Raw genomic sequence first — 23,122 nt, 5'->3', positions numbered from 1 at the left:
CGTATAGTCGCCATCAGCGATAAATAATGAGGCCTGAGCTTGGATTCCATCACTACTTGCTGTGATTTCATACGTACCTCCTTCAAGTGCTATATTCCCTTTCGAAGAGTCTTTATCATTTGATGACTTAATTCCATCACCACCTGCTTCTATTGCAATGTTACCCTCCTTAACGGCAACCACATCTCGTCCCATCAAACCGTCATCCACTGAATCAATCTCAATGATACCGCCTGTGATTCGTAGATCGTCTTTGCTCGTTATTCCATTATTGTAATTTCCATGAACCGTTAGTTTTCTAGAGCCGTTAATCGTTAGGTTGTCCTTACTAAAAAGGGCTGCATTAGGCTCATTCGATGAATCTTCAAGCACATATTCTGTTCCATCCGACAGATTATTTTCTGTTCCTTCAGGTAGAGAAATAATCGTTTTCCCTGCGTTTTTTACTTAGATTGGGGATTGAGTAAAACTATTAATTTCTGCACCATTTAATACTAATCTGACGTTTCCTTTATCCTCAGCATCAACCACGATTTGCCCATCATCTAATTTTCCATTGATCACATATACCCCTGCGGCTCTTATGGTTATCAAATTATTCGTTACAAACACTGCACCTGTACCATCAAAGCTGGCGCTTGTCCCATTTAATTCAATATACGTAGGATTTTCACTTTCCCAGTCCGTGTAAAAATCATCGTCGCTATATGACACCGTTTCACTGATTACCTCACTAACCTCTTTATCTCCGATCGTACTTAATTTCTCCGTGCTTACTGCTGCAATCGTACTCGATTCGTTCGTCGAATCAGTAGTTTTACTGCAGGAAAACAAGAGTATTGAGCATAAAATCATGGAACCTGCTTTTAAAAACATTGATTTTTTCTTCATCATACTGTCTCCTTTTTTCATTTCTAACAAATCCGTGGATTTAGTATCTCACTACCATGGATTCATTTTATAAAGGAAACCTTAAACAAACCTTAACGAAAAAGCCCAAGAAAAGGCCGGTTATGTTGGCCAGCCTTTCTAAATGCACCTAAGTATTTAGCTTTTTATTGTTGTAACTGTTTATCTTGGTCAATATTGCCCTGATAACCATTGGATTCAAAAAATTGATATTCTTTTTCAAGATCAGTCAATGTCCACTCATATAAATGTTTATCTTCTTTTTTAAACACACCAATTTTAAGCAGTTTATCGATAAGGAATTGCCTTCTTTGCTGGACAGCGGTTCGAAGAATGTTCTTCATACCATGTCACCTCCGGATTTTTTAAAGCTCCTAAGCTCCTATTCGATTTTAACCAGTTACTGGTGGTGTGTGTGTCGATATTTAGCATATTTACCTACTCTTAAAGCAAACTTCATCTTAACTTAATAAAAGAAAATAAACTGTATTTATATTAATGGTCTGCCGGTAAACAATACAGAAAAGCCCACCGAATATTAAGGTGGGCTTTTGATTTAAACTCCTCGCTTATTTCCCCAAAGCAGGGCATGTAATTGAGGCAGTACTTTAACATTATTTAATTGATTGTCTTCAACTACCTTATTTACCAGCCACTCATATTTGAGGAGAAGTTTTTGAATTAGTTCTTGATCATTGGCATTTGTGATATCATCATTTCCAACCTGGAGATAGAACGGAATGCCTTCGTATCGTTTATGAACCAGTTTCGCATATTCCAGATCGGCTTCATCAAAAATAACGACTTTTAAACTAACATTATTTTCAAACTGGTTTTCATCTAAATTAATAAAAATTGAATCTAATATTTCAAAATTTGTTTCCATTTTCGAACTTGGAGGTTTTGGCGAGATGGTGAGTTCATCAATCTTTAAGAACCAATCCTGCCATCTGCTTCCCTGCGTTTCAATACCAATATTAATCTTCTTTTCTTTTAACAAATCAATCAGTGAATCTAGATTTTTTAAAAGTGCAGGATTCCCCCCTGAGATGGTAACAAAGGAGAAATTATCCCTGCCAAGGGCTTTTAATTCTGTCCAAATTTCTTCTGCAGTCATATGCCTGATATCATCTTTGGCGCTCCCGTCCCACGTAAAGGCAGAATCACACCAGCTGCAGGAATAATCACATCCGGCTGTTCGAACAAACATCGTAACTTGGCCAATCACCATGCCTTCTCCTTGAATCGTGGGGCCAAAAATCTCTAGCACGGGAATTGTCTTCATGCCTCCATCCACTCCCTTCTTGCCTCTGCATAGCTCGTAGGTGTCTCATAAAGGCGGACAAATTCTACTCTTGCTTCAAGGTATTGGTCCTTCTTATTCTCTTCTTTGGTTAATGCTTCTTGCATTTTTTCGTAAATCCAAACTACGATATTTTCAGCCGTTGTATTCATCGGCGGCAGCGTTTCATTTAAATAACGGTGATCAAGATGAATCTCTATTTCATTTTTCCAAATTTCCTTGATATCACCAAAATCCATCAGTAACCCTCGATGATCCACAAAACCGCTTATGCCAAAGATAACTTTATAAGTGTGCCCGTGAAGATTTTTGCATTTTCCTTCATAACAATGTAAATGGTGGGCAGCGTCAAAAGTGAACTCTTTACTGACTAATACACGCTTAGTATGATATTTAAGCTCGTTGAGTTGAATATCTTCATCCATTTTTTGCAGTTTATCCACGATTCTAAAGCCGTACATGTCTTAAAACCTCCCATTTAGAAAGTCATCGAGTCCGCGTTTTCTTAACACACATGCCGGACATTCGCCGCAGCCGTCAGAAATGACACCGTTGTAGCAGGTTAACGTCTTTTCGCGCACAAAGTCAAGTGCACCTAACTCATCCGCTAATGCCCACGTTTCCGCTTTATTGATCCACATTAATGGTGTGTGAATCACAAAATTATCATCCATTGAAAGATTTAAAGTTACATTTAGCGATTTTATAAAAATATCACGGCAATCCGGGTAACCGCTGAAATCTGTTTCACAAACACCTGTCACTAAATGCCTGGCACCAACCTGACGAGCTAATACTCCGGCAAAGGTCAGGAACAATAGGTTTCTTCCCGGAACAAACGTTGATGGAAGTTCACCATCTTCACCATCTTTGACTTCAATATCAGATCGTGTTAACGCATTGGGTGCAAGTTGATTCAATAAGGACATATCTAAGATATGGTGTCTTACACCGAGTTCATTTGCAATATTTTTGGCACATTCTATTTCTAAACTATGCCGTTGATTGTAGTCGAAAGTGACCGCCTCTACCTCTTTAAATTGCTGTAACGCCCAAAATAAACAAGTAGTGCTATCCTGCCCGCCGCTAAACACGACAATGGCTTTTTCTTGTTTTAACATGTTTAAGGAAACTCCTTCCAAAATAGAAAAAGCAGTACCCCAAGATAGAAGTACTGCTTCATCTTAGTTTTTTTAACGAGGGGTGCTAGAACCTCTATTATTTTCTTTTTGTATGATATCATATAAAAAGTGAAAGGTTAATCTTTTAAATATTGGGATTATTTTTTGCCCATAATTTTTCAATTGACGTTTGGCACAGTGTCCTTTATTATATGGGAAGATATACCCGTACATACACGGGAGAGGTTCATAGCTGATACCCTCTATAAAAAACTATGGATACATGACTCTATGCCATGTCCATACCGGACATGGCTTTTGTTTTTTTATCCGTTAGATTTTAATAGAATGATTGCTTGGGCTTTTTAAATATACATTTTGACTTGGAGGTTTTTTTATGTCTGGCCGCAGCCATGAAGAAGGATTAAAGGATTTAACACTATTAGGAAATCAAAATACACAATACTCTTTTGAATATGCTCCGGAGGTTTTGGAGGCAGTCGATAATCTTCATCCAGAACGTGATTATTTCGTAAAATTTAATTGCCCTGAATTCACTAGTCTTTGCCCGCTTACTCATCAGCCCGATTTTGCAACGATGTATATTTCATATATTCCAGATAAAAAAATAGTAGAGAGTAAATCTCTAAAACTCTATCTATTCAGCTTTAGAAATCATGGTGATTTCCATGAGGATTGCGTAAACATCATCATGAATGATTTAATAAAGCTTTTGGATCCTCGTTATATTGAAGTTTGGGGTAAATTCACGCCGCGCGGTGGAATTTCGATTGATCCATGGTGCAATTATGGGAAGCCAGGTACCAAATTCGAAGAAATCGCAGCTTTCCGCTTGATGAACCATGACCTGTACCCGGAAAAAGTCGATAATCGTTAATGAAAACTTTTTTTAACAAAAATTAAATAGTCTTGTAAACCTTTAACATTTTCCATGTGATACATTGGTTTAGTATACTAGACGAATGTAGAATGAGTTGATTTTATGCTAAATGTTAAAGAGGTTACCGAACAGCTTCGAGCTGCAGGTATTACAGACAGTGAACAGGTTGTTATTCGTTGGATACTCGATGGGAAAATTAAAGCAAGAAGAACAAAACACCTCAATCTCGAGTACTCCATTTTACCCGTTGATTTAGCCTCATTTATCTTAGAAAAAAAGATCGAGAACAAAACGAAGCAGTTCGGGGTCGACTATCTTAATTGGGAAAAAACGTTTCATGACAATCAAAGAATGAAAGAAGAAATTGAACAGTTAAAAACCACGATTCGCATTGAACAGGCAAAAAATCGATCGTTAAAAAGAATGCTTCAAGCAGAGTATGCACTATCCGATACAGCTCCACTAACCCTAACCTCATTATTAGGGTTAGATTCAAGGGCTGATAGTGATACGATTAGAAAAGAATACAAGAAATTATTAAAAGCTCTTCATCCTGACCGAGGCGGAGATGAACGGCTGTTTAAAGTATTCTATGATCACTACGACAAAGTTAGGGATTCAGCCAAAAGCTGAATCCCTATTTTTATAGTACCTGGTTTCCTTTTACTCCATTAATAGAATAGCTTGCAACGATGTTTGCACTCAATGAATGGGAGACGGAGCAGTATTTGTCTTTTGATAATTGGATCGCACGGATTACCTTGTCTTCTGGCAGATCACCTTCTACTAAATAATGAATATGAAAATCCGTAAATTTCTTTGGTTCTGTACCGGCACGAGTTCCCTCTATTTCCATCGTAAAACCTGTTAACTCTAACCGCATCTTCTTCAAGATCATTACAATATCGATTCCTGTACAGCCTGCGAGCGAATAAAGGAGCAGCTCAGTGGGTCTTGCTCCGCTGTTTTGTCCGCCAATTTCTGGTGCGGCGTCCATTCTTAATTCATGCCCAGACGGTGTAGTCCCGGTAAAAGCCATATCCCCTTGCCATGTGATTGTTGATTTCATTTCTGTCATCCTTCCCTTATGAATTTCCATTCTTATTTTACCGTAAAAAAAGGTTTTGAACTCATAATCGAGCTCAAAACCTTCTATTTTTACTTCAATAATGACAAGTCAATTAAACCTTTAATATCACTGCTCGGAATATAGCCAGCTTCTTTGCTGATATCCGCCATTTCTTGAATTACTTTTTCGTTAACCTCTGTTGTGACAGCTAAACGTGAGAATGCAGCGTCTACTTCGTCTTTATTTAACTCTTTACCTGTAAGATCTTTTAAATGCTTGATGACAATTTCTTTACTCTCTTCTGGATTGTCTTGAATGAATTGAACTGACTTTTTGTGGGCTTCTAAATATTTCTGTGATAAGTCTTTGTTTTTTATGAAGTCCGCTCTAGCTGCAACCACTGTATTCGTTGATTCCTTACCCCAAGCAAACTCATCCCAGTCTAATAGTAACTTTCCATTTGCTTGGTTTTCAAGTACATAGCCCCAAGGCTCTTGAGTCGCCGCTGCGTCCACTTGTTTTTGGACAAATAGAGAAGCTGTGTCAGCTGGTGCTGCAGCAAATAAATCTACTGTACCACCGCTTGTTTTTGCTTTTAAATCTGCTTCTTTCAATGCTTTACGTAGCATTACATCCTGTGTACTTCCAATAACCGGAATCGCTACTTTTTTTCCATCTAAATCTTCTAATTTTTCCACTCCGCTGCCTTCTGCAGCAACTAGGACAGCACCGCCATTTACCGCACCTGAGATGAGGTGGTACTCTTTGTTTTTCACATAAAAGTTAAGTAATGGGCCAGGACCTACTGTACCTACGTCAATTGCTTTCGTTGCCATTGCTTCCATAAATAGCCCGCCATTTGCAACGGTTTTTGTTTCAATGGTAACATCCTTACCAAAAGCTTCTTCAAAATAGCCTTTTTCTAGTGCTACAATTGTGGCAATATGCGTTAAGTTTGGAAAATAACCAATCTTAACGGTCTTAACCTCTCCGCCATCGCCTTCGCTCTTACCTTCGTTCGAAGATTGGGCACATGCGCTAAGCAGTCCAACAAATAAAACTGTGATCAATAGATATAGCATAGATTTTTTAAACATGTTTTTCTCTCCTGGCATTTAAATTTATTAAGCTCTCTTTCTAATACCCCATTTTACTTCTACGTTGCGTTCAAGTCTTGAAAAAACAACATTATCAACGATAGTCCCGATAATCGCAATAATAATCATGACCGAAATAACTAAATCCATTTGGCCAAGTGAACGACCCATTTCAAGCAGCTGGCCAAGTCCGCCTCCGCCGCCGAGAAGTTCTCCGGCCATTAAGGCACGCCATGAGAATGCCCAAGCAATCCGCAGACCCGAAATGATTTGCGGGATAGATGCTGGAAGAATCACAGTCCGAAGGAAATGGAATCCGCTTGAACCATATACCTTGGCAACACGCTGATAAAGCTGAGGTACATTTTTAAATCCGCTTGTTGCATTCACCGTCATGGTCCATGTAGCACCGATTGTAACGATAAAAAGAATCGAGAAATCATTTAGACCAAACCAGATAATCGCTAGCGGGAACCACACGATACTTGGTATCGATTGAAGTGCCGTAACCACAAAACCAAGCGTGTCTTCAATCAGTTTATATCTCCAGATGAAGTACCCTAATATTAAACCGACTACAATTGCAATCGTAAAACCGAGGAGGATCCGCCCCATACTTTTACCGATTGCCATTGTAATTTGACCGCTCATTAAGCCGTTAAAAAGTGTGTCAAGAACTTGAGTCAGGCTCGGAAACATAAAATCTGGAAGGCTGGAAAATCTAGATGTGACTTCCCATATCACCGCTATCGCCGCGATGAAGATGATTCGTCTTAAAGCTGTAGTCATCACCGATTTCCTCCTTCAATACCTTTTCGATTTCTTCTTGTAGTATAGATAAAATTCTTTGCTCCGTATTTAAGGTAACACTGTCCGGTGTAACCCCATCCTTCATGGTAGGAACAGGAATAATTTCTTTAATCCTTCCAGGGCGTGTAGCAAACACCACCACTTCTTCTGAAAGAAGCACTGCTTCCCTGATATTGTGGGTAATAAAGAAGATTGTAACCTTCGTTTTCCTCCAAATTTCAAGCAGCTCTTTATGCAGCACCATTCTCGTTTGTTCATCTAATGCTGAAAAAGGTTCATCCATTAACAGAATATCCGGCTCCATCACTAATGCTCTAGCAATTGAAACCCTTTGCTTCATTCCACCTGATAATTCGTGAGGATAGGAATTCACATACTTACTGAGGTGAACCATTTTTAAGACATCCAGTGCCTTCGCTTTTGCTTCTTCTTTTGGCATTTTTTTCAGAATTAGTCCATAGGTTACATTTTCCAAAACTGTCAGCCAAGGAAACAAACCAGCTTCTTGGAAAACTACTACTCTTTCAGGTCCTGGTTTTGATACCAATTCTCCATCAACCCTTATATCTCCGCTATCTGCTTTGTCTAAACCCGCGATAAGATAAAGCAGTGTGGACTTTCCGCATCCTGATGGTCCAACGATCGAAACAAAGCTTCCTTTTTTTACATTTAAATTTATTCCATCAAGTACTTTCACGTTTTCTTTTCTATCATTTACAAAACTTTTCTGGATATTTTCTATTGTTAAGTACACTATCTTTCACCTCTTTTAAATCCCCAGTAAAACTATTGGTTTTATTATATTACAAACTAAGGTTAAGTCAACAATTATTCTCTGATTCTGAAAACTTTTCTATTCATTTCTTTTGAAACACGGAGTTATATTGAGGTGGTACTCATTATAATTCTATTTCATTTTATATTGACTGAATTTTCTTTAAATATTTTTCTACAATGGTTAAGTAATGATGACGAATTCCCGTCGTTATTTGCTAGAACGTTGCAATTTCTAATAGAATCTGCTGATTCATGTAGACAAGTTTTTTACAGTCCTAGCAGGAGAAATACCACTCCGCCTCAAACTATTTAAGTAGACGAATAGCTAGTCTAATGAATAAGTTGAAAGGTGGTCATAGCGATGAGCCAGGATATAACCCTACAACAAATTGCTGAAGGAGTACCAAAAACACTATTAAATGCATCTGATAGAGATATTGAAGGCTTCCAAAGAATCATAGAAGAAACCATTAAGTTAAGAGAAGCACATAGAAACCTGCAAAAAATGGTAAAAAACTTCTCCACTTCTACGATTCAGCGTACGTAGAGATTTTTTACGAAAAAAAAGACCCATCTTTTCAAATGGGTGGGTCTAAAAAAACCTTATTTGAATACAATAAGCTTAAGAGAATCTATTACTCTTGTAAGGAAGAAATAATTCGTAAGGTCTCATGATTATACTAAATAAGTTCTCATATATGGTCAAAAAGTCATCTTGAAATAAGGTAGTTTTGGACCGACCCTGTTTAACGGTTAACCTCCTATACTCATTGAGGAGTCTGTCCAGTTCCTGACTGCAGACTACCGTTTCCTCACTAGACAGACCTTTTGCCATACCCAATTCTATCATTTCAGTTCTTTTTTCATTTATTGCCTCTTCTAAATCTACTTTCCTCATAACAAAAATACACCTCTAAGCAATATATTAATTATCTAGCTGCTTTTTATATGTTAGTCATGAAAAGTATTATAGCACGGATTTAAATCTATTAAATCGTTTCGCTAAAACAAGTTAAATTGTGACAAAACTAGACGTTATTGAAAATTTCTGAATATTTTTTATAAAAAAAAGAGACAGGATTTCTGTCTCTTTTTCTATATTACTCGTGAAAATTGGTGCCATCTGTTGTAGCTTGGACAATACCTGCACGGATGACGAAATCACCGAAGTGCTCGTCTTGCTGGCGTTCTTTCGCATAGCGTGATAGAACAACACGAAGTTCACTCAAAATTTCTTCTTCCCCAATGTTTTCTCGGTACATTTTACTTAAGCGGCTGCCGTCATGAGCGGCTCCTAAGTACATATTGTATTTTCCTGGCGCCTTCCCGATAAAGCCAATTTCTCCGAGCGCATGACGTGCACAGCCGTTCGGGCACCCTGTCATACGAATGGTAATTTCTTTATCTCGAAGACCGTTTTCATCTACAATATCCTCAATTTTATCCACTAGACGCGGCAAATAACGTTCTGCTTCTGCCATTGCTAAACCGCATGTTGGCAGCGCAACGCAGGCGATTGAACTGCGTCGGAGTGCTGAAATATGCTCACCATCCGTTAAACCGTATTGTTCAACCAATTCATTAATTTTCTTCTTTTTCTGGGCTGATACATTGGCAATGATTATATTCTGATTAGACGTCAGACGGATATCACCAGTATGTACCTTGGCAATTTCCCGTAAGCCTGTCTTCAGCTTATAATCATCAAAATCAGCGACACGTCCACCTTCAATAAACAGTGTTAAATGCCATTTTCCACCAATACCTTTCACCCAGCCGTAGCGATCACCATTGTTATCAAAATGATAAGGCCTTGCCTCATCAAGATTCCAGCCGAGGCGCTCTTCTAGCTCTTCTTTTACTGTCTCTAGTCCTAATCTGTCGACAGTGTACTTAAAACGTGCGTTTTTACGTTCTGAACGGTTTCCGTAATCACGTTGAATGGTAATGACTTTTTCTGCCACATCATAGATTTGCGTTGGTTTAACAAAGCCTATTACCTTTGCAAGCTGCGGGTAAGTCTCTTTGTCTCCATGAGACATACCCATTCCGCCCCCAATTGCGACATTAAAGCCGATTAGCTTTCCTTCTTCAACAATCGCAATAAAACCAAGATCCTGTGAGAAAACGTCAATGTCATTAGATGGCGGCACAGCGATACCGATTTTAAATTTACGCGGCAGATAAAGCGGTCCGTACATTGGTTCTTCTTCTACTTCCGGTGTACCAGCCACTTTTTCTTCATCAAGCCAAATTTCATGGTAAGCTCTTGTTCGCGGCAAAAGGTCATTGCTCAATTTTTTCGACCATTCGTACACTTCAGCGTGAACCTCAGACTGATAAGGATTTGAGGCACACATAACATTACGGTTTACATCCCCGCAAGCCGCGATGGTATCAAGAAGAGCGGCATGAATTTCCTGAATGGTACTTTTCATATTCCATTTCAAAATACCGTGCATTTGAAAAGTTTCACGCGTAGTTAATTTTAATGTACCATTTCCGTATTTTTCAGCTAAGTCATCCATGACCAGCCACTGTTCCGGAGTAGCAACCCCGCCTGGCATACGAACACGAAGCATAAATTGGTAAGCAGGCTCCAACTTTTGTTTTTGCCGCTCATTGCGGAGGTCACGGTCGTCCTGCAGATAACTGCCGTGGTGCTTCATAAGGCGGTTATCATCGTCAGGAATTCCTGCACTGATTCGATCGAGCATGACTTCTTTCAGTGTTCCGCGTAAAAAGTTACTTTCTCTTTTTATACGCTCTACATCACTTGGCGCGCCTTCAGGTGCCTTTAATTTTTGCTTCACCATTTAAGAAAAATCTCCTTCCACTACTGTATCAATAGACATCGCGCTGGTACCGTTTTTGCTGCTGCATATCTGTTAAGTAGGCTTCCGCCTCTTCTCGGCTCAAGCTTCCTTCTTTTTCGATAATGTGAATTAGTGTTTGATGGACGTCATGTGCCATGTGTTTTTCATCACCGCAAATGTATACATAAGCCCCATCTTGAAGCCACTGGAATAATTCTTTGCTTTGTTCGAGCATACGGTGCTGCACATAAACTTTTTCAGCTGTGTCACGTGAAAAAGCAACATCCATTCTCGTTAATACACCGTCTTTTAACCATTTTTGCCATTCTGTTTGATAAAGGAAATCTGTCACAAAATGCTGGTCCCCAAAGAACATCCAAGATTTACCTTCCGCACCTGCTTCCTCGCGTTCTTGCATAAAGGAACGGAACGGTGCTACACCTGTTCCTGGTCCTACCATAATAATTGGTGCTTCAGGATTGGATGGCAGCTTAAAGTTTTCATTGTGTTGAATATAGATTGGTACCGTGTCTCCTGGCTGTAATCGTTCTGCTGTATAAATGGAGCAAACACCTTTGCGATCACGACCGAAGGCGTTGTACCGTACAGCACCTATCGTTAAATGAACTTCATCAGGATTTGCATTTAAACTGCTTGCAATCGAGTATAATCGTGCTGGCATTTTTCTAAGAATGGATACGAACTCTTGAGGAGAGCTATTAACCGGTCCAAATTCGCGAACAACATCTAGTAAATCATGTCCTTCAAGATATGATTTCACTTTTTCACTGTCATTCAGAAATTCCTGAAATCCGCTGTTTACAGTAAGCTTCGCAATTTTTTCAAGTAGCGGCTTTGTTAATGTTGTAATCTCATAATAAGTCTTTAACGCATCTTTTAACGAAAGAACCTCACCTTGTTTATTAATGGTTACACTCTCTTCTGGGTTCCATTTCAATTCTTCCAAAAGCAAGTCAACTAGTTCTGGATCATTTTCCGGATAGATTCCTAGACTATCTCCTGGTTCGAAACTAAGACCAGAGCCTTCAAGCGATAACTCAAGGTGTCTTGTTTCTTTATTCGATCCCCGGCCGTTTAAGTTGAGATTATCCAGCACTTCTGCTCTAAACGGATTTGTTCTTGAATAAGTTGATTCAACAGTTTGAGCAGCTGCACCCTGAGTTAATACAGGAACTCCACCCTTAGCTTCACCTAGGCTGCTAATCACGCCTGTGAGCCACTCTGATGCCGGCTCATCGTAATCTAGATCACAGTCGAAACGTGGATAAAGTCGAGTACCTCCTAGTTCCTCTAAACGGGCGTCAAATTGTTTTCCTGTTTCACAGAAAAATTCATATGAGCTATCTCCAAGAGATAAGACTGAAAAGTTTAAGTCCTCAAGCTTAGGAGCTCGTTTTCCGTGTAGAAACTCATGGAAAGTTAGCGCATTATCCGGTGGATCGCCTTCGCCGTGGGTACTTACTACTATAAGTAGATTTTTTACTTTCTTAATATTGTTAGGCTTAAAATCACTCATGGCGGAAACCGTTACTTGGAACCCTTTCCCCTCAAGTGTCGTGCTAGCCTTTTTTGCTAATCCTCGCGCATTACCTGACTGTGAACCGTAAAGAATGGTCACTTCTTTTGAAGCTGTACCTTCTGAGATTCCTTGCTGGCTTGGCACACCGAGGACTGAAGCCAATGGCGCAGAAGCTGCACCCGCAAGATACCCGCTCAACCACACTTTTTGTGATTCAGTAAAAGTAGGTAAAAGACGATTTAGGAGTTCCGCCTGCTCCTGATTAAACGGACTGTTCATTACCTGAAGTTGCAACGTTATCCACCTCACTATGGAATATAAACTCTATCATACAGTACTTTTTAGAAACTGTAAGATTATTATTTGTTCATTTAAAGACTAAGTTTCTACTCTCTACTCACCAACCGCACGTTCAATAACGATATCCTCAATGACCGTATGGCTGCTTAAAGCTGCGGTACAAAGGATCCTTTGACCTTCTTTTTGACGGGTCCGAACGATTTTGTTTAATTCAGCTAAAAGGAGACCTGTAAACAGCATATAAGGAACGACAATTACCCGGCCTTCGGCTCCTTCCGATATAGACTCCAACCCCTCATTTAACTTTGGTTCAGTCGCTGCTAAATAGCAAACGGAAACACTTTCTGGTCTGAGCCGATCCCCGAGACCATGTGCAATCTTCCCAAAGTTTACGTGAACATCCGGGTCACTGCTGCCTACCCCGACGATTAATAACCTGTCATTAGGTGCAATTTCACCTGCAGAATCCTTTATCAACTCAGCGACACCATCCAAAATAACTTCCTGTACACCAAACGGATTCTTTATTTTTACCGGAATAGTAGGATATAGGGAAATCAAGGGTGCCAAGGCTTCAGGGATATCCAGTTTGATGTGTCCGGCTGCTAAAAGAAACAGTGGAACAACGTCTATTTCCGTTGCACCCTGCTCGACACATGCAACAAAGCCTTCTTCAATCAGCGGCTCTGTTAACTCAAGGAAACTGAGTTCCTGAATCGGTACATCAATTCGTGCCTTAACCTTGTCGATAAAGGCTCTAATCTCTACCGCTCCTTTTTTTGAACGGGTACCGTGGCCGATATAAAGAATTGCTTTCATACAACGTGCTCCCTTCTGTTGTTACCGGTTGGCTGCTGGAATATTTGGTACAATTTCTTCTTGAAACCAATTCAATTTTTTGTGGAGGGTAACAACCTCGCCAATCACAATCATGCTTGGGTTGGTAATCTGCTCTCTTTCCACCACTTCCTCAATAGTCTCAAGCGTTCCTGTCACGATCCTCTGGCCGCTTAATGTCCCCCAATGAATTAGAGCAATCGGAGTCTGCGGCGATTTACCGTTAAGCATTAATTGTTTGGTTATGGTTGATAGATGAGATACTCCCATATACACACAAATTGTATCTACACCCTTTGCCAAATGTGCCCATTGATGTTCGGCACAGGCATCACCAGCTTGGTGTCCGGTGATAAATGCGAAACTTTTACTTAAGTTTCGATGGGTAACAGGAATTCCTGCATATGCTGAAGCAGCGATTCCAGCCGTGATGCCTGGAACAACTTCAAACGGAACATTATGCTTCGCGCATTCTTCCGCTTCTTCGCCCCCACGTCCGAAAACAAAAGGGTCTCCTCCTTTTAAGCGAACCACCTGGTACCCCTTTTTGGCATATTTCACCAAGAAATGATTAATTGTCTCCTGCTTCATTGTATGATAATGTGGGAGCTTGCCGCAATAGACAAGTTGCGCTCCCTCTTTTGCATTCTCCAAAAGCTCAGGATTTACCAGCCGATCATAGAGGATGACATCAGCTTGCTTGAGGCAGCGCAATCCCTTTACTGTAATTAAATCTGGATCTCCAGGACCCGCACCTACTAAATAAACCTTGCCAACCATTGATCAACCATCCTTTCTTACCGACTCATGTTAGAGAATGTTTTTTTCTTGTAAGTACCTTAAAATTTGTTCCACAGCCTCTTCCACTGTTAAAAGATCTGAACGAACTGTAATTTCTGGGAATTCCGGTGCTTCATATGGGGAATCAATCCCAGTGAAATCCTTTATTTCCCCGCGGCGAGCTTTTGCATATAGCTGCTTTGGATCACGCTTTTCACACTCATTAAGTGGACAGTCAACAAAAACTTCAATAAACTCGCCTTCTTCAAAAATTTCTCGAACCTGGTCGCGGTCTGAACGGAATGGCGAGATAAAAGCTGTAGTTACAACTGCACCGCTGTCAACAAACAATTTGGCAACTTCGCCAATTCGTCTTATATTCTCTGTCCGGTCATGATCTGAAAAACCAAGGTCCTTGTTTAATCCGTGGCGGATATTATCACCATCTAGTACATATTCATTAATTCCCTGACGGTATAACGCGCTTGATACAGCGTTGGCAATCGTCGATTTACCAGAACCTGAAAGACCTGTAAACCATAGTACACAGCTTCCATGACCATTTTGAGCATGACGGTCGGATTTTGTAACTGTACTAGCATGCCAAGTGATATTCGTTGCTTTTGTCATGATTTCTCCCCCTAAACGTGCGTTTCTTCTTTCATTCCTTCAATCAACACTTCAACAACCTCTTTACGGCTGAATGTGGATGGAGGAAGCTGTCCTGCACGAAGCAATTCTCTGACTTTTGTTCCAGAAAGGATTACTCTGTCTTCATTGCTGTGCGGGCAAGTTTTATCAGAAGCCATTCCTTCACACTTTGTGCAATAGAAGCTATGTTCAAAGAATAATGGTTTTATGCCAAGCTCCCCTTCAGGGAATTCACTAAAAATTAACTGCGCATCGTACGTACCATAATAATTGCCTACACCAGCATGATCACGGCCAACGATAAAATGAGTGCACCCAAAATTCTTACGTGCTATTGCATGGAAGATCGCTTCTCTTGGACCTGCATATCTCATCGCTGCTGGGTAAACACCAAGCTGTACACGTTCTGCCGGGTAATAATTTTCAAGTAGGACACGATAGCTTTTTAGACGAACATCAGCAGGGATATCATCAGACTTTGTTTCCCCTACAAGCGGATTAACAAAAAGTCCATCAACTGTTTCAAGTGCTGCTTTTTGAATGTACTCATGAGCACGGTGAATTGGATTTCTAGTTTGGAATCCTACAACTGTCTTCCAGCCTTTTTCTTCAAACAATGCACGTGTTTCTTTCGGCTCGAACCATACATCACCGAAGATTCCTTTTTCCGGTTTTTTTACCAAAACGACATCCCCTGCCACATAGACAGGTCCTCTTTCATATAGACGCTTAACTCCCGGATGTGCAATTTCAAGTGTTTTATATACTTCAACTGCTTCTTTATCTAGATTCGGTTCATACCATTCTGAAACGGTAATAACTCCATAAACCTCGTTATTATAAACAAGCTTGATTTTTTCCCCAACTTCAAGTGTTGCTGCTGTTTCATGCGAAACAGGAAGAGTAACCGGAATAGACCAAATCGTATTGTCTGCAAGACGCATGTTTTCCACGACATTTTCATAATCGGCTTTCCCAAGGAAACCGGTTAGTGGACTAAATAACCCAACACCGATTAACTCAAGGTCACTTAAGGCAATGGTGTCGATTTCAAGTTCTTTTTCGATGGATGTTACATCATAGTTTGGATCAAATGCTTCAATTAGTTTACCTCCATGAGGTGCTGGTAAAAATGACAACAGAATCATACCTTTCTTCATTGAATGTTTTTTATAAAAAATCCTCTAAATTAGAGATATATATCAGCGATAAATAAAAGAATAGTATTTATCGGTGAAATCAAACTAGTTAATCTGCGAAACTCATAACCTACTTTTCGGCTGCTTCAGCAACTGGTTGGTTGGATTTTTTCATCAGTGATGAAACTCCGAAAACGGAGATTAAAACACCTGCCATTGCGACAATCGGATAGAAGTTATGCTCTATTAACATTTGAATCAGAGTATAGGAAAGCACCATCGATAACACAGGTGAAACAATCCAAACAGTTAGAAGCTGAACGACTATATTCTTTTTTAAAACAGACTTGCCGTGCTTGGCAAAGCCGATGCCGATAATCGATGATGTTGTGATTTGTGTCAATGGGACAGGAATACCAAAAATGGAGGCAGCAGTCACAATCGCTGCTCCCGTTCCAGAAATGACACAGCCCTCTTCGAGTCGTAACGTGGTAATTTTCTTACCATTCGTTTCAAGAACACGATGGCCTAAAAAAATCGCACCGGCTGCAACAAAAAGTCCGCCCCAGAAAATGCCGCTACTCGTCGACATGATGTCAGCCCCGACTAAAGGTCCAACCGCGTTGGCTACATTGTTCATCCCTGCTGAGAAAGCTTCAAATAATCCCATGCATACGACAAGTACGGAAAGAACAGGAATGGCTTTCGGAGCTTCCATCCAACGTTTCAGCGTCTTAATCTTTAATATATTCGCAGCAAGGATGGCAATAAAGAATGCTGCGAAAGGAGTGAGCAGCCAAAAAAGCATAATCCATGCAAGTTTACCAACAAACACGGATTGATAAACGATTCCGGCGCCTACTACCGATCCTACTGCTACTTCACTCGTAGATAGCGGGATTCCGAAAACATTCGCTAAAAACAAAGAAAGTGCGGCTGACGCTAAAACAATCAGAGCAATCGGAATGGTAAACGTGCTGTTTGGAACAATTCCGCTGCCAATCGTTTTGACTACTTCCCCTCCGCCAAGCCAGGCGCCGAGGAAAACGGTAATTCCACATAGTAACAATGCCAGTCTTTTCTTCACTACTCCTGCTCCATAAGAAATTCCCATTGAAGCAGCTGCACCGCTGGCACCAATATTTATTGCAAAAAATAATCCTATCGTAACTGCAATAATTGTGAGCAAATTAAAAGCCCCCTTTTAGGATGTGTGTAAGCCACACTCCGTCTTGCCGCTTCCCGCCCAGCGACCTGCACGTGAATCACCATCAGCAGCAGTTGGCTGTGTACAAGGAAAGCAGCCGATACTAGGGTAATTTTGATCATGCAAGGTATTGTAGGGGAGTTCTTTCTCCTTGATATAGGCCCAAACCTCATCCCATGTCCAGTGGATAAGCGGACAGATTTTAATATTCTGAAACTTATCATCTTTATTAAGAAATTGAGTGTTTGCTCTTGTTGGTGACTGTTCCCTGCGAAGCCCTGAAATCCACGCTTGTTTAGCACTCAGTGTTTCCTTTAACGGAATAACTTTACGGATGTTACAGCATTGGTTAGGTTCCCTTTTCCATAGTGCAGATCCATATTGTTCACGCTGTTCATCCAATGTCAGCTTCGGCAGTTTACGCTCAATGTTTAGTGTTGGAAAACGCCTTTCTATTTTGTTAATAACCTCATATGTTTCTGGAAAATGTAAGCCTGTATCCAAGAATACGATATGCGCGTCAGGCTTAACCTGTTGGATGAGATCGATTAATACAATTGCTTCTGCACCAAAACTGGATGCATACACAATTTGATCATCAGGATAAGAGCTATAAGCCCACTCTAATACAGCTTTTGCTCCCTTCGTCTTATCCTCAATTGAAAAATTTTGGGATATTTGATTCCAATTTTCATACGTAACTGGTGTAGTCATTTACTACAATCCTCCTTTGTTCATCAAAAAAGCCTTTCCTAAAAGGACAGGCATCTCACGAAAGTTTAACGCCTTATCTCCCAAAATGAAGATCATTTTGCTGGAATTAGCACCTTGCACAGCAGGTTGCCGGGCTTCATAGGACCAGTCCCTCAGCCTCTCTTGATAAGTTATGGTAATTGTTGTGATTAATCCTACCATACCAATAGGATTTATGTAAATAAGAAAAATAAAAATTTAGAAAAATAAATTTCCCTCAATATCCGGTTAAACAAAAACGCCCTAGACGATATATCGTCCAGAACGTTTTGTTAGGAAATAATATTTTCACGCTGACTTGTTTTCCATTTTTCGAGTTGTCTTAATCCGCGTTGTTCCGTTAGTTGTTGTTTCGCTATCTCTATACCATCTTCTATACTATTGACGGCGCCGAATAGGTAATACCTAATACCCGTATTAAATAAGACTTGATTGTAATAGGGCTGAACTGATTTCGTTTGTTCTCCGCTTAGAATCGCCAGGGTAATGTCAGACTGTTCATGTGCAGATAACTTAATTTCTTTATCAAATTCTTCTGCCAACAGGCCATAATCCTCAGGTTTAACAATAGATGATTCAATCTTATTATCAGTGATTTTATAAATAAAGCTATTACGGTGAACAGGTAAATCCTCAGAGCCTTCCATCCCTTGGACAATATAGACATTTTTAAAGGAAAGTTCTTTAAAAATAGGTGCGATTTTGTTAATTGCTGTCCGATGATAAGCCCCCATCATTAATGAATCTGCCTTTGCCAGGTTCAATAGCTTCTCTACTGTATTAAAGAGAGTTCTTACCCCAAGCTCCTTACGAATCCTGCGCAGTTCCCCTAAACTCGGGCAATATTCCTCGCTATTTCCAAAAGCAATACCTGCTTCACTCATTGTTTTCGCCAATCCTCGCTTGGATTGGTTAACATCCAGACCTAATTGTAAAAGGATTTCCATGATTGTCGTTCCATATTTAGGAGGAAGTGAATCACTTCCATGTAAAAATACTGGCAACCCGTATTCAGCCATCAAAATTGCAGTTGGTATACTTCCAGTAAAAGAGTTCCTGCCATTATACGGACTGGCTAAATCAATCCGTGACTGGTTTGACTCATCTAGTTTATGACTTACATCCTGATAGGCATGTACAAAAGCAAGTAGTTCCTCCGGTGATTCCGTTTTTAAGCGGAGTGCAATCAGATAGGCTGCAATTTGGGCGTCTGTTGCTTTGCCACTAATAATAGATTGTGCGACTTCTTTTGTTTGGTGATAGTCTAAGTCTTTGGACCCTCTTTTTCCTCTTGCGACTTCTTTAAGCCATTGTTGCATAGTTTTCTGCCTTCCCCTCTGCTTCTAGTAAACTTATTTTATCACGGAAGGTGACGACTTCTCCAACAACAATCATTGCAGGATTTTGAATCCCCTCTTTTTCCACCACACTAACAATGGAACTCAGTGTCCCTGTGACCGTACGCTGTGCCAATGTAGTCCCTTGCTGAATGATGGCAACTGGGGTATCTTGCTTTTTTCCATGCTTGATTAATTCCTCGCAAATATATGGGAGGTTGGTGATTCCCATATAAATTGCCAGCGTGTCGACCGCTTCTGCCAGGCTCTTCCAATTAATATCGCTAGGTTTTCCCTTCGGCTTATGCCCGGTGACGACAGCAAAAGAACTGCCTAATTCTCGATGTGTAATCGGGATTCCAGCATATGCAGGGGCTGCTACCCCTGCAGTTATCCCTGGAACTACTTCAACCTGAAGCCCATTTGCCGCCAGGGCTTCGACCTCCTCCGCTCCGCGTCCAAAAACGAACGGATCGCCGCCTTTTAATCGCACTACGTTTTTTCCCTGTTTGGTGTATTTGACTAACAGATGGTTGATCGTTTCCTGCTGTAAGGTATGATAATTTGGTTGTTTCCCGCAGTAAATGAGATGGCAATCCTGCTTAGCTTCCTTTAAAAGTTCTGGATTCACCAGCCGGTCATAAAGAATTACATCTGCTTCCTGAATACATCGTAATGCTTTTACTGTAATTAATTCCGGATCACCGGGACCTGCACCAACAATATACGCTTTCCCCATAACCATCGCTCCTTCTTATCGCTGTGTACTTGGTAACCGAATATCTGATTAAGTCACTTTGGACTGTTCTTAGTGACCTAACCGACTCTTTAAGTTTTGGTTAGGGCGCTATTAACCTATCGAAAAACTTCCAACATCTATTCTCTAATCAAGACATAGACTAGATCACTCTTGACTTCAACAGGGTAAGTCTGAACGCACCCTACGTCCGGCGCCTGAACCATGCCGTCCTTTACACTGATCTTCCAATCGTGCATAGGGCAAAATACATATTCCCCGCTTAGTATACCTTCTGCAAGGACGCCGCCTTTATGAGGACAACGGTTTTCAATGGCTCTGATATCGCCATTTTCTGTTTTAAAAACTGCGATTTCCTTATTGCCTGCGATGACTGTTTTTCCTAACTTTTGTGGTAAATCTGCTACTTCCCCGATGAAAATTCGTCGTATTGTTTTTTCCATCTGAACCACTCCCTCCATTATTTTGTTTCTACTGGAATCTTTACATTTTGATATAAGTCTCTTAAAAGGTTTTTATTATTAATTGCTTCTTTCCATGGATCTTGAACAACAGACAACGCCTCATCGATTCGATTATTGTATTCCCTTACCATTAATTCGTCCGATAATACCTCTCTGATCCGGTCTACTCCTAAGCGCTCCACCCATGCTGAAGTCCTTTCTAGGTATTTTGCACTTTCACGATAATATTGGAGGAAGGCTCCAATCATTTCGACCAACTCATCACCTGTTTTGAACTTAAACAATAAATCAGCTTCACGAAGATGTGTCCCGCCGTTACCGCCGACATACATTTCCCAAGCACCTTCTACACCGACAATTCCAACATCTTTAATTCCGCTTTCTGCACAGTTACGCGGGCACGCCGACACTGCCATTTTCACTTTATGTGGAGTGTTTAAGCCTTCAAACTTTCTTTCAAGTCTAATTCCCATTCCAATTGAATCCTGTGTTCCAAATCGGCAGTAATTTTCACCTACACATGTTTTGACTGTACGAAGTCCTTTTGAGTAGGCTGATCCTGATGGCATATCAAGTTCTGCCCAAATCTTTGGCAGGTCTTCTTTATATACACCAAGTAAGTCAATTCGCTGGCCGCCTGTAACCTTTATCATGCCTACCTTATATTTATCAGCGACATCGGCAATTTTACGTAAGTCATCTGAGGTTGTTACACCGCCATACATTCTAGGAACAACGGAATAGGTTCCATCTTTTTGGATATTGGCATGCATTCTTTCATTGACATATCTTGCTTCTCGTTCATCCTGATATTTTAGTGGATGAATCATTCCTAAGTAATAATTTAAAGCTGGTTTACATTTCGAACAGCCATCTGTCTTCCACTCCAGCACGTTCATGATTTCCCGAATATGGGTGAGACCCTTTTCACGAATTTCTGCCAATACTTCTTCTCTTGTTAATGTGGTGCAGCCGCAGATTGCTTCCTTTTGGTCAGTCTGATATTGCTCCCCAAGTGTACAGGCGAGTAAATCGGACACAAGTGATTTACAGCCACCGCACGAACGTGAAGCATTCGTACAGCCTTTCACCTGATCCACTGTCGTTAAACCATTTGCTTTAATTGCCTCTACAATACTTCCTTTCGTAACACCGTTACAGCCGCAAATAATTTCTTCATCTGACATGCTGGCAGCTAAATTTGTCTCAGCCTGATCACTTTGAGAAGCTTCAAGATACTCCTCAATTAGTGCCCCTTTCTTTATAAAATCAAATATCTTATTTCCATCCTTTGTATCACCAAACATGACAGCACCTGTAATCTTACCGTCTTCAATGAGTACTTTTTTATAAACACCATTCCAATCGTCGTACATTTTATATACTTTTGTATGCTCATCTTCATTGATTTTTCCTGCTGAGAAAACATCAACACCAGATACCTTTAATTGGGTCGATAGTACCGAACCTTGATAGCCTTCATCCTGTATTCCACAGAGTCTTTTCGCTAATACTTGTCCTTGCTGATATAGCGGTGCCACTAATCCGTAGGCAATACCTCGGTGCTCGGCACATTCCCCTACCGCAAACACATGCGGGATATCTGTCTCTAAATAATCATTCACCAAGATTCCTCGGTTAACCGGTATCCCCGCTTCCTGTGCCAACGCGACATTCGGTTTAATCCCTACCGCCATCACGACTAAATCCGCTTTAATTCTGGTGCCATCCGAGAACTTAACTCCTGTGACATGTTTTCTGCCTGTAATTTCTGCAGTGTTTTTTTGTAAAAGAAACTTCATACCTTGTTTTTCTAATTCTGTTTGCAGCAATTTCCCTGCGGTCCGATCTAACTGGCGCTCCATTAAGTAATCATAAATATGGATGACATCCACCTCCATTCCGAGGTTAAGAAGTCCTCTTGCTGCTTCCAATCCAAGTAAACCTCCGCCAATCACGGCCGCTTTCTTAAACTTTTTTGAATATTCAATCATCTCTTCGCAGTCTTTAATATTACGAAACGCCTTAACCCCTTCCTTATCTGCCCCTGGTAGTGGCAGCATGAATGGGTTAGAGCCTGTCGCTATGATTAATTGGTCATAGGATTCTTTTCGCCCTTTATCGGTACTAACCGTCTGCATTTTTGTGTCAATGGCTGTTACCGTCTCTCCGGGATAAAAACGGATCCTATTATCTTCGTACCATTCCCAGTCATTTAAGGTAATATCACTTACCGAAGTCCCGCCCTGAAGGACCTTTGATAATTGAATTCGGTTATAATTCGGATAAGGTTCAGCTCCAAAAATCGTAATTTCAAATCCATTTGGATTGATTTTTAACACTTCTTCAATTACTCTTACCCCTGCCATTCCATTCCCTATAAGAACTAGCTTTTGTTTTATCATGAGAAACACCTTCCTTTTTGTTTTGAATTGTCTGAATTATTTATAACATCATGGCAACTTTATTTACATGTTTTTGGAAGGTTTTCTAACACACTATTTTACGGCTTTTCCCTGCTAAATCACCGTAAAAACCTTAGTTCATCACGGTG

At 40.4% G+C, this 23,122-nt stretch carries 24 protein-coding genes, 1 pseudogene and 2 riboswitches; of the genes and pseudogenes, 3 read left to right on the top strand and 22 right to left on the bottom strand.

Annotated elements, in window-relative coordinates; all coding sequences use genetic code 11:
* Window positions 1-228: 228 nt before the first annotated feature.
* The 5 genes and pseudogenes from QNH29_RS12950 to queC form a co-directional block, all read right to left on the bottom strand.
* Window positions 229-855: pseudogene (locus tag QNH29_RS12950) on the bottom strand (carbohydrate-binding domain-containing protein); the annotation flags it as partial.
* A 200-nt stretch (window positions 856-1,055) separates the two neighbouring features.
* The gene (locus QNH29_RS12945; protein ID WP_283865162.1) at window positions 1,056-1,253 is read right to left on the bottom strand and encodes a Fur-regulated basic protein FbpA; all 198 of its coding nucleotides are present in this window, start codon (window positions 1,251-1,253) and stop codon (window positions 1,056-1,058) included.
* 212 nt (window positions 1,254-1,465) lie between these two features.
* The gene (queE, locus tag QNH29_RS12940; RefSeq protein ID WP_283865161.1) at window positions 1,466-2,194 is read right to left on the bottom strand and encodes a 7-carboxy-7-deazaguanine synthase QueE; all 729 of its coding nucleotides are present in this window, start codon (window positions 2,192-2,194) and stop codon (window positions 1,466-1,468) included.
* Entirely contained in the window at window positions 2,191-2,673 is a 483-nt protein-coding gene (gene queD, locus QNH29_RS12935) for a 6-carboxytetrahydropterin synthase QueD (RefSeq protein ID WP_283865160.1), read from the bottom strand. The genes queE and queD overlap by 4 nt, the downstream gene beginning before the upstream one ends.
* Before the next feature lie 3 nt (window positions 2,674-2,676).
* Window positions 2,677-3,333 carry a 7-cyano-7-deazaguanine synthase QueC gene (queC, locus tag QNH29_RS12930; RefSeq protein ID WP_283865159.1) on the bottom strand — a complete coding sequence of 219 codons (657 nt, stop codon included), beginning with the start codon at window positions 3,331-3,333 and terminating at the stop codon, window positions 2,677-2,679.
* A gap of 236 nt (window positions 3,334-3,569) precedes the next feature.
* Window positions 3,570-3,616, top strand: a riboswitch (PreQ1 riboswitch).
* 114 nt (window positions 3,617-3,730) lie between these two features.
* On the opposite strand from queC, the gene queF reads away from it, so the two are divergent.
* On the top strand, window positions 3,731-4,231 hold the full coding sequence (queF, locus tag QNH29_RS12925) for a preQ(1) synthase (protein WP_283865158.1): 501 nt from the start codon (window positions 3,731-3,733) through the stop codon (window positions 4,229-4,231).
* Window positions 4,232-4,336: 105 nt separating this feature from the next.
* A complete protein-coding gene (locus QNH29_RS12920) occupies window positions 4,337-4,867 on the top strand; it encodes a DnaJ domain-containing protein (RefSeq protein ID WP_283865157.1) in 531 nt (176 codons plus the stop codon).
* A 10-nt stretch (window positions 4,868-4,877) separates the two neighbouring features.
* Here the strand turns inward: QNH29_RS12920 and QNH29_RS12915 are convergent, their stop codons facing one another.
* The 4 genes from QNH29_RS12915 to QNH29_RS12900 form a co-directional block, all read right to left on the bottom strand.
* Window positions 4,878-5,303: an OsmC family protein gene (locus QNH29_RS12915; RefSeq protein ID WP_283865156.1), complete on the bottom strand. Its 426-nt coding sequence runs from the start codon at window positions 5,301-5,303 to the stop codon at window positions 4,878-4,880.
* Between the two features lie 89 nt (window positions 5,304-5,392).
* Entirely contained in the window at window positions 5,393-6,400 is a 1,008-nt protein-coding gene (locus QNH29_RS12910; RefSeq protein ID WP_283865155.1) for an aliphatic sulfonate ABC transporter substrate-binding protein, read from the bottom strand.
* 27 nt (window positions 6,401-6,427) lie between these two features.
* The gene (locus QNH29_RS12905) at window positions 6,428-7,189 is read right to left on the bottom strand and encodes an ABC transporter permease (protein ID WP_283865154.1); all 762 of its coding nucleotides are present in this window, start codon (window positions 7,187-7,189) and stop codon (window positions 6,428-6,430) included.
* Window positions 7,122-7,964: an ABC transporter ATP-binding protein gene (locus tag QNH29_RS12900; RefSeq protein WP_283865153.1), complete on the bottom strand. Its 843-nt coding sequence runs from the start codon at window positions 7,962-7,964 to the stop codon at window positions 7,122-7,124. The genes QNH29_RS12905 and QNH29_RS12900 overlap by 68 nt, the downstream gene beginning before the upstream one ends.
* Before the next feature lie 384 nt (window positions 7,965-8,348).
* On the opposite strand from QNH29_RS12900, the gene QNH29_RS12895 reads away from it, so the two are divergent.
* Window positions 8,349-8,534 carry a hypothetical protein gene (locus tag QNH29_RS12895; RefSeq protein ID WP_283865152.1) on the top strand — a complete coding sequence of 62 codons (186 nt, stop codon included), beginning with the start codon at window positions 8,349-8,351 and terminating at the stop codon, window positions 8,532-8,534.
* 75 nt (window positions 8,535-8,609) lie between these two features.
* On the opposite strand, the gene QNH29_RS12890 is transcribed toward QNH29_RS12895, so the two are convergent.
* From QNH29_RS12890 to nirB, 13 genes are all read right to left on the bottom strand, one after another.
* Window positions 8,610-8,885, bottom strand: coding sequence for an aspartyl-phosphate phosphatase Spo0E family protein (locus QNH29_RS12890; protein ID WP_283865151.1), 276 nt, complete (start codon window positions 8,883-8,885; stop codon window positions 8,610-8,612).
* 202 nt (window positions 8,886-9,087) lie between these two features.
* Window positions 9,088-10,803 (bottom strand): assimilatory sulfite reductase (NADPH) hemoprotein subunit, encoded by a 1,716-nt coding sequence (gene cysI, locus QNH29_RS12885; protein ID WP_283865150.1) that lies wholly within the window; start codon window positions 10,801-10,803, stop codon window positions 9,088-9,090.
* 28 nt (window positions 10,804-10,831) lie between these two features.
* Window positions 10,832-12,637 (bottom strand): assimilatory sulfite reductase (NADPH) flavoprotein subunit, encoded by a 1,806-nt coding sequence (locus tag QNH29_RS12880; protein ID WP_283865149.1) that lies wholly within the window; start codon window positions 12,635-12,637, stop codon window positions 10,832-10,834.
* Between the two features lie 99 nt (window positions 12,638-12,736).
* Complete coding sequence (locus QNH29_RS12875; RefSeq protein ID WP_283865148.1) at window positions 12,737-13,462, bottom strand: sirohydrochlorin chelatase; 726 nt, start codon at window positions 13,460-13,462, stop codon at window positions 12,737-12,739.
* Between the two features lie 21 nt (window positions 13,463-13,483).
* A complete protein-coding gene (gene cobA, locus QNH29_RS12870) occupies window positions 13,484-14,260 on the bottom strand; it encodes a uroporphyrinogen-III C-methyltransferase (protein WP_283865147.1) in 777 nt (258 codons plus the stop codon).
* A 30-nt stretch (window positions 14,261-14,290) separates the two neighbouring features.
* Window positions 14,291-14,890 (bottom strand): adenylyl-sulfate kinase, encoded by a 600-nt coding sequence (gene cysC / locus QNH29_RS12865; protein WP_283865146.1) that lies wholly within the window; start codon window positions 14,888-14,890, stop codon window positions 14,291-14,293.
* 11 nt (window positions 14,891-14,901) lie between these two features.
* A complete protein-coding gene (gene sat / locus QNH29_RS12860; protein ID WP_283865145.1) occupies window positions 14,902-16,071 on the bottom strand; it encodes a sulfate adenylyltransferase in 1,170 nt (389 codons plus the stop codon).
* Window positions 16,072-16,180: 109 nt separating this feature from the next.
* On the bottom strand, window positions 16,181-17,239 hold the full coding sequence (locus QNH29_RS12855; protein WP_283865144.1) for a sulfate permease: 1,059 nt from the start codon (window positions 17,237-17,239) through the stop codon (window positions 16,181-16,183).
* A 15-nt stretch (window positions 17,240-17,254) separates the two neighbouring features.
* On the bottom strand, window positions 17,255-17,971 hold the full coding sequence (locus QNH29_RS12850) for a phosphoadenylyl-sulfate reductase (protein WP_283865143.1): 717 nt from the start codon (window positions 17,969-17,971) through the stop codon (window positions 17,255-17,257).
* A 70-nt stretch (window positions 17,972-18,041) separates the two neighbouring features.
* A riboswitch (SAM riboswitch) is annotated at window positions 18,042-18,143 on the bottom strand.
* A 139-nt stretch (window positions 18,144-18,282) separates the two neighbouring features.
* Window positions 18,283-19,329 carry an anthranilate phosphoribosyltransferase gene (locus QNH29_RS12845; RefSeq protein ID WP_283865142.1) on the bottom strand — a complete coding sequence of 349 codons (1,047 nt, stop codon included), beginning with the start codon at window positions 19,327-19,329 and terminating at the stop codon, window positions 18,283-18,285.
* Window positions 19,313-20,086: a uroporphyrinogen-III C-methyltransferase gene (gene cobA, locus QNH29_RS12840; protein WP_283865141.1), complete on the bottom strand. Its 774-nt coding sequence runs from the start codon at window positions 20,084-20,086 to the stop codon at window positions 19,313-19,315. The genes QNH29_RS12845 and cobA (QNH29_RS12840) overlap by 17 nt, the downstream gene beginning before the upstream one ends.
* 137 nt (window positions 20,087-20,223) lie before the next feature.
* Window positions 20,224-20,547: a nitrite reductase small subunit NirD gene (gene nirD / locus QNH29_RS12835; RefSeq protein ID WP_283865140.1), complete on the bottom strand. Its 324-nt coding sequence runs from the start codon at window positions 20,545-20,547 to the stop codon at window positions 20,224-20,226.
* Window positions 20,548-20,564: 17 nt separating this feature from the next.
* The gene (nirB, locus tag QNH29_RS12830) at window positions 20,565-22,973 is read right to left on the bottom strand and encodes a nitrite reductase large subunit NirB (RefSeq protein ID WP_283865139.1); all 2,409 of its coding nucleotides are present in this window, start codon (window positions 22,971-22,973) and stop codon (window positions 20,565-20,567) included.
* Window positions 22,974-23,122: the final 149 nt, after the last annotated feature.

The organism is Neobacillus sp. DY30, from assembly GCF_030123065.1.
GTDB lineage: Bacteria > Bacillota > Bacilli > Bacillales > Cytobacillaceae > Neobacillus.
The sequence above is the reverse complement of the archived record's forward strand: the minus strand, read 5'-3'. Positions and strand labels throughout refer to the sequence as shown.